Source organism: Psychrobacter pasteurii, assembly GCF_900162815.1.
GTDB classification, from domain to species: Bacteria; Pseudomonadota; Gammaproteobacteria; order Pseudomonadales; family Moraxellaceae; genus Psychrobacter; species Psychrobacter pasteurii.
The window spans coordinates 1-6,113 of the sequence record NZ_FUGD01000093.1; the positions used below are offsets into that span (position 1 = coordinate 1).

General features: G+C 41.9%; 5 protein-coding genes, 1 tRNA gene and 1 pseudogene. 2 read left to right on the forward strand and 5 right to left on the reverse strand.

The window, feature by feature from the left end; all coding sequences use genetic code 11:
* Positions 1-100 precede the first annotated feature (100 nt).
* From A1232T_RS08595 to A1232T_RS08605, 3 genes and pseudogenes are all read right to left on the reverse strand, one after another.
* Positions 101-400: pseudogene (locus A1232T_RS08595) on the reverse strand (DUF1275 family protein); the annotation flags it as partial.
* Position 401: 1 nt separating this feature from the next.
* Entirely contained in the window at positions 402-947 is a 546-nt protein-coding gene (locus A1232T_RS08600; RefSeq protein ID WP_077449038.1) for an NADPH-dependent FMN reductase, read from the reverse strand.
* Between the two features lie 390 nt (positions 948-1,337).
* Positions 1,338-1,727 carry a DoxX family protein gene (locus tag A1232T_RS08605; protein WP_244152432.1) on the reverse strand — a complete coding sequence of 130 codons (390 nt, stop codon included), beginning with the start codon at positions 1,725-1,727 and terminating at the stop codon, positions 1,338-1,340.
* A gap of 182 nt (positions 1,728-1,909) precedes the next feature.
* On the opposite strand from A1232T_RS08605, the gene A1232T_RS08610 reads away from it, so the two are divergent.
* Positions 1,910-2,836 carry a LysR family transcriptional regulator gene (locus A1232T_RS08610; RefSeq protein ID WP_077449039.1) on the forward strand — a complete coding sequence of 309 codons (927 nt, stop codon included), beginning with the start codon at positions 1,910-1,912 and terminating at the stop codon, positions 2,834-2,836.
* A gap of 150 nt (positions 2,837-2,986) precedes the next feature.
* Here the strand turns inward: A1232T_RS08610 and A1232T_RS08615 are convergent, their stop codons facing one another.
* Together A1232T_RS08615 and A1232T_RS08620 are read right to left on the reverse strand one after the other, a co-directional pair.
* Positions 2,987-4,273 carry an iron-containing alcohol dehydrogenase gene (locus A1232T_RS08615; protein WP_077449040.1) on the reverse strand — a complete coding sequence of 429 codons (1,287 nt, stop codon included), beginning with the start codon at positions 4,271-4,273 and terminating at the stop codon, positions 2,987-2,989.
* Positions 4,274-4,580: 307 nt separating this feature from the next.
* Positions 4,581-4,671: transfer RNA gene (locus A1232T_RS08620), tRNA-Ser, on the reverse strand.
* Positions 4,672-4,909: 238 nt separating this feature from the next.
* Between A1232T_RS08620 and A1232T_RS08625 the strand changes: the two genes are divergently transcribed.
* Positions 4,910-5,911, forward strand: coding sequence for a DNA/RNA non-specific endonuclease (locus A1232T_RS08625; RefSeq protein WP_244152431.1), 1,002 nt, complete (start codon positions 4,910-4,912; stop codon positions 5,909-5,911).
* The last annotated feature ends 202 nt before the right edge of the window (positions 5,912-6,113 follow it).

Genomic DNA, 6,113 nt, shown 5'->3' on the forward strand with positions numbered 1-6,113 from the left:
TAGCGTCTTGTAGTCTCATAGTAAAATAGCCCATCTACTTATTAGATGGGCTATTTTATTACTTTTATTGAGTTTTTGCCTTAACTGACTGGCATTAGGATTTAGGGTCGCTTTTAGCAATAAAGTGCTTGGTAAATATCACGGTGATAATGAATACTGGTAAAGCACCCAGTTTAATCCACAGACCATCGCCTCCTTTGACCAGTCCTGCACCGGCCATCACCAAGTTTCCCGTGACATGGTTGGTAAAGAAGCCAAGTAGGGCGATAAAACCGATGGTATCAATGGCACCCCCGACAGAGGTTAATAAGATTGCAGCTTCAAAGCGTTTCCAGAAGCCGCCCCCTACTGGCTGGGGCGTTCCAGCCTTATTATTATCATTAATACTTGGATTGCTCATACTACTCCCCTATAAAGTCGACTAGCTCATTAGCAAATTTATTTAAATACTTTTGGGTTCTCTCACTACTAACTTGCCCGTCGTCTAAGCTTTCAGTAGCACGACTTAAATAGATTTCAGGCGCAATCATTACTTGGGAAGCTAGAGATTGCATAACTTTACGTACATCAAGCCCACTGTCTCGAGCGCCATAACTGCCTGGAGAGGCGGTCACTAAAGCCACCTTTTTGTTCGCCCAAGCACTTTCACCATGCGGACGTGAGGCGATATCAATAACGTTTTTTAGGGCGGCAGGTAGGGTGCGGTTATGCTCTGGCGTTACGATTAATACCGCATCCGCCTGTTTAATTTGCTTACGAACCTGATCATAGCTTTCAATGGTCTGGTTATCGTAGTCTTGGTTATACAAAGGCAAATCAGCAATGGCGACCTCTTCTATCTTGACATGCTCAGGTAGCTGAGAGGTGATGTACTCCGCAAACACTCGGTTAATAGAGGCTTTGCGTAGGCTTCCGATAATAAGAGCAAGATTAATAGTTTGTGACATAAGGACTCCTAAAGTGTTCAAAGTATGCGATTAAAACCAAAAGTAGTTTCACCACCACGAAGACCCGCACCAGTTATAGGTTGCTCTACCGTTTAAGCTGTTTTCAGAGTCCTAAAATAAAAATAAACCTGATACATCTTGAGACTGGAGTTCTGTACCGCAATACATGAAATGCCAATCCTACATGTAGCAGGTTTATTTAGACGCTTATAACAGTCTTAATAGGTAGGGCGTGCTTAATAGTCTGCGAAGTGGTTGAAGGTTTTCTTATTGGCTTAAAGCATAGAACTTTTAACAATATAAGGAAATCTTCAACCGTAGGGTTTAACTATACTTATACACAGCTAGAGTCCAATATTACAAGCCTTAAAAGCTATAGCTTTTTGGCTATTAAACTCTACGATTCTCAATACGAGTACCGTCCATACCTTCATCAAATGAGAACGCACCAGCACCATGAGCGAAAATCATTAAGAAGCCACCGGCCATTGCAAAGTTTTTCAAGAAGTTGTTTTGCTGTTCAGGATCGTTAAATGGGTGGAAGATTAGTGCAGATACGATGCTAAAGCCGGCCATTAATAGAGCAACCCAACGGGCTTTGAAGCCAACTAAAATAGCGATACCGCCCAATACTTCTAAAATAATTACTAAAGGTAGCATAAAGCCTGGAACACCCATGGCTTCCATGTAGCCTTGTGTGGCTGCGTAACCGCCAATTTTACCGATACCTGAGTAGATAAAGATGGCAACTAATAAGAAGCGTCCGATAGGAGCACTGATATTCTATAACTGGTTCATAAGTAAATCCTTAAAGATAGAAAGTTTTGTGTAATGGTACTAAGTAATGGCGATACTTTAATTGTTGACTAAAGTTATGTAAACCCTAATAATTGTAAATTATAGTTCTTGTTTCGAGAACAATACAATTGAGTATAATGTTTTGACATGAGTTTGGAGTAGGTATGGGGCAGTTAGAAGATATGGCACTGTTTGTGCGCATTGTAGAAGCAGGTAGTATTACCAAGGCTTCAGAGCAACTAGATATTGCCAAATCAGCGGTGAGTCGCCGCTTAAAAGAGCTAGAAACTCGGTTAAATACTCAGCTAATTAGCCGCACCACCCGAAATTCCACACTTACTGATCATGGGCGCCAGTATTATGATCAAGCGCGTAATATCTTGGGCGATGTGGAAATTCTTAATGAAGAGATTAGTGGGGTTAAGGCACACATTGAAGGCACCCTAAAAGTAACAGCGCCTTTATCTTTTGGCCTGATGCATTTAAGCGATATTATTGACAGCTATGCCAATCAGCATCCTAATTTAGATTTTGAGCTGGATTTCTCAGACAGGCATGTAGACTTGATAGAGGAGGGTTATGAGCTGGCCATTCGTATCGGTGAGTTAAAGAACTCTAGCTATCAAGCGCGACGGTTGACTGAGATTCGCTATGTATTGTGTGCCAGTCCTGACTATATTAAACAAAGAGGGTTGCCGACCACACTTGATGAGTTACAGCAGCACGAGTTTTTGCAATATGGTCTGGGCAAGCAAAGCAGCTTAGTGTTGACAGACCAGCAAGGTGAGAAGCATCAAATTGATATTACATCGAAGATTAAGGCCAATAATGGTGATTTTTTGGTAAAAATGGCGTGTAAAGTGCATGGTATTGCTTTTTTGCCTACCTTTATTACCTACAAGACCATAGCCTCAGGCGCATTGGTGCCTTTAATGACAGACTATGAGCTGCCCGTGTTAAATGCGTATGCGGTTTATCCTAAAAATCGCTATCTGTCGCAGCGTTGTCGCTTTTTCATCGACTTCATTATTGAACAGCTGGGCGATAAACCTTATTGGGACAATATGGAGTTGGTTAGGCCAGACAGTTAAAGACAATGGGGCTTTAACCTATAACCTATTAAAAGGTATAAAGAGCTAAAAAGTATAAAAAGCTAAAAAGTATAAAAAAGCAGTCTCTAACCTAGGCTAGAGACTGCTTCTTAATGAATAGAGCCTGTATTATTTATTTAAGAACGACGCTTATTTAGCAACGGCATCGCTATCGGCTTTAATTTTGTTTAGTACGTCAACGATTTGTGCTTGCGTTAGATATCTAGGAACAGCGTAAGTGTCACTCACTTCTTTAGCAGCGCCTTTGGCAATCTTTTTGAAGTCAGCAGGGTTAATGCCTTTAACCGTCACATCAATGTTAAGCGACTTAATTAAAGCTCTAACTTCAGCAACCAAATGATCCGCAAGTTTACCGTCTTCCGCATTGGCATGTGCTGCATCAACAATACCTGCTTTTTTGGCCAAAGTTGCCAGTCTGTGTTTTGAGACATCACAGTTCACATCTAAGATATGAGGTAACACGATAGCATTGGCACGACCATGAGGGATGCCATAGATAGCGCCTAGTTGGTGAGCAATGGCGTGAACGTAGCCTAGACCGGCTTTGTTAAAGGCAATCCCGCCGTAATGTGCGGCAACACCCATCTCTTCACGGGCTTTTAAGTCTGAGCCATCTTTATACGCCAGCGGTAGATACTGCATGACGGTTCTGGTCGCTGAAGCGGCATAGTAATCGGTTTCGCTGCTGGCGTTGGCGCTCATCCAGGCTTCTAGTGCGTGGGTTAATACATCGACGCCCGTGTCCGCGGTAATGTGCGGTGGCATACCTTTCATAATAGCAGGGTCAACTGCTGAAGCTAATGGCACCATACGAGGATCGATAGACAAAGACTTCTGATGAGTGGCGTCATCTGAGATTACCGCACCTAAGGTTGCTTCTGAGCCAGTACCTGCTGTAGTAGGGATACAATAAAGGGGCATGCACTTAGAAGCTTTTAATAAGCCCATAAGCTTCTGAGGCTTACGCTTAGTGGCCTGGCTAATGGCGATAATCTTTGAGGCATCGATAACTGAACCGCCACCTAAAGCTAGGATAGCGTCGCAGTTATTGTCAACTGAGTGGCGCAAACCTTCTTCTACCACACTAAAAGTTGGGTCTGGGGTGATACCATCAAATAAATGATAACGGATGTTTTTTTCTTCAAGATAAGCAGTCACTTTCTCAGGAATACCTAGCTGGTTTAACACCGCATCGGTAACGATTAAAATGTTGGTTGCGCCCTCATTAATCATCATATCGCACAGCTCATAACAAGACTGTTCGCCGATAAATAGTTGTGGTCTTGGGATAGGCACAACTAAGGCGAAGGCATGCAAAGCTTTGGCACGAGTTTTGGCAACGGCTAGATAGCCGGCATGGTGTAAGCTATTGGGAGAGATTGATTTTAAGGTATTGATTACTGTGTTCGCAGGCATAGAAAAGTCCTTTTCAGTGGTCCTAGTTTAGATAGGGGTCAAACCATATAAGCAGACTATTAGAATGAGGGATTAAGTGTCCTTTAAGCTGACGGCTATAACAAAGCCGAGCGTCAGACAGAAAAACCACATTAGTAATGGCTGTTGGTTATTATTGTAAGGCGTAGTAAAACTTAATCAACTTCTTAGCAAATCAAGAAGTTAACACTACTGCGTCACATTGTGCCACTATAAAAAAAAGATAGGAAGGGGAAAAACTGATAAGGAGAGAAATACAGGAAACTGGTGAGGACAAAATAAATAAGATTGGCGGTGAAGGAGGGATTCGAACCCTCGATACGCTATTAACGTATACACACTTTCCAGGCGTGCGCTTTCGACCACTCAGCCACTTCACCGTTTTGAAGGTCCATAGTATACCTAAACCCAATACAATTGTCATCTTTGATGGCGTTAATTCAAAACGCAGGACTCATACCCTTTGTTGACGTCATTTATTGACGCTTAATGTTGTGAAAAACTTTACAGTACCTATATCGGTTGTTAGCATAGCCTACCTTTGAGCGTGCTGTGACCGCTGGGTAGTTGTCACCATAAAACAGTAAGATTTAGTTGGATTAAATAGAGGCGATAAAAGTGGTAAATAACACAGGCCAAAAAAAAATGAAGCAGTGGCCAGGTAGGGTAGTTTTTGACAAAGAGGCTCTAAAGCCTCAGCTAAGTGAGGTAGGGTCCTATAAATTACCGCTACATAAATTGTTACTACAAATAGTCATCAAGCTATTAGTCAGCTTAAGTTTGCTGTTCTCAATATCGGCTTGGGCAACAGAGTTTGAACAATGTGGGCAAAATTTTTATCAGGCCAAGGCTCCCGACTATTTAGAACAAAAGATGCTTAATGACAGTGTGTCTTTATGCTTTAATGGATTTGCTACCTTATATTCTGGTCTATCCAGAACCCCCTTATGGTCAGCTGAGCACTTAACCCGTGAGCGTCTGTATCAAGCTGAAAACTTGCCCCGTGAAGACAGCTTCCATAGTGAAAGTCGACTGCCAAGTGCCATGCGAGCTCATCTTTCTGACTATAAAGGTTCAGGCTATGACCGAGGCCACTTAGCTCCCAATGGAGACATGGCCAATGTTAACCAGCAATATGACAGCTTTAGTTTAGCGAATATTATTCCGCAGACCCCAGAGAATAACCGCTATCTTTGGCGAAATATTGAATCAGTTACCCGCTATTTAACCAAAAAGCATGGTGAAACTTATGTCATCACCGGTGTGGTGTTTAAAGGTAAAAGATTAACTCAATTAAATAACCGAGTATTAATACCGACTCACGTGTTTAAAGCTGTATATATTCCTGCCACAGGAGAAGCTGGGGTGTACTATGCACCAAACGATGATAGCCAGCGGGTTGAGATCATTAGCGTGGATGATTTAGCTCTACGGTCTAATATTGATGTTTTCCCTAGTATTCCTGCTTCAGCAAAGTCGACAGCGATGCCGTTACCGGTTAAGGTTGGCGATATTGCCGATAGAGACAAGCAAACCCAAGAGCCGAGTGATGAGCCGCTGTGGTACTTGATATTAATAGAGATTCTACGCTGGCTTGTCGATAATTTTTTGACAAAATAAAGGCTTGAGCTTAAGTCTTATGAGTCAGTAAATGTAAGCCAATGAAGTAAGAGTTGATAAGGCGCAACAATGCTTTGATTATAGAAGCTAATTCATGGTAAAAATAAGGGTTACAAACAGTAACCACAAAGATACCTAAAACTATCTATAATTACTTACTATGAGTAAATTATTAAGTATAAAACAAGCAGCTAATCAGTTA